1 pseudogene is annotated in these 1,129 nt (G+C 69.1%); it reads left to right on the plus strand.

Annotated elements, in window-relative coordinates:
- Positions 1 to 1,129, plus strand: a pseudogene (locus ACWD35_RS45360) (alpha-1,4-glucan--maltose-1-phosphate maltosyltransferase); the annotation flags it as partial.

Consider the following 1,129-nt stretch of genomic DNA (forward strand, 5'->3'; position numbering starts at 1 on the left):
GGCGGCGCTGGCGCCGGAGGTGGACGCGATCCTGGCCCGCTATCCCTTGCGGGAGCTGGTCACCGCCTCGGACGCGATGCCACTGCTCGTCGAGCGTGAACGCGCCCTGTACGGCTCCTGGTACGAGTTCTTCCCCCGCTCCGAGGGCACCGCCCGGAAGCCCCACGGCACCTTTCGGACGGCGGCGCGGAGGTTGAAGGCGATCGCGGAGATGGGCTTCGACGTCGTCTACCTGCCGCCGATCCATCCGATCGGTACGACGTTCCGCAAGGGCCGCAACAACACCCTCACCCCCGCGCCCGACGACGTCGGCGTGCCCTGGGCGATCGGCTCCCCCGAGGGCGGACACGACACCGTCCACCCCGCCCTGGGCACGATCGAGGACTTCGACCATTTCGTCGGCCGTGCCCGCGCACTGGGCCTGGAGGTCGCCCTCGACTTCGCGCTGCAGTGCTCCCCGGACCACCCCTGGGTGCACAAGCACCCCGAGTGGTTCCAGCACCGCCCCGACGGCACCATCGCCCACGCCGAGAACCCGCCGAAGAAGTACCAGGACATCTACCCCGTCGCCTTCGACGCCGACATGGACGGCCTCGTCGCCGAGACCCTCAGGGTCCTGCGGCACTGGATGGCCCACGGCGTGCGGATCTTCCGCGTGGACAACCCGCACACCAAACCCGTCGTCTTCTGGGAACGCGTCATCGCCGAGATCAACCGCAGGGACCCGGACGTGATCTTCCTGGCGGAGGCCTTCACCCGCCCCGCGATGATGCACACCCTCGCCCAGACCGGCTTCCAGCAGTCCTACACCTACTTCACCTGGCGCAACACCAAACAGGAACTCACCGAGTACCTCATCGAGTTGTCCGGCGAGGCGGCCTCCTATATGCGCCCGAACTTCTTCGCCAACACCCCCGACATCCTGCACGCCTACCTCCAGCACGGCCACCGCCCCGCCTTCGAGGTCCGTGCCGTCCTCGCCGCGACCCTCTCCCCGGCCTGGGGCATCTACAGCGGCTACGAACTGTGCGAGAACACCCCGCTCCGGGACGGCAGCGAGGAGTACCTGGACTCGGAGAAGTACCAGCTCAAACCCCGCGACTGGGCCGGCGCCGCCCGCGAGGGCCGC

It is taken from the genome of Streptomyces sp. NPDC002671, from assembly GCF_053592475.1.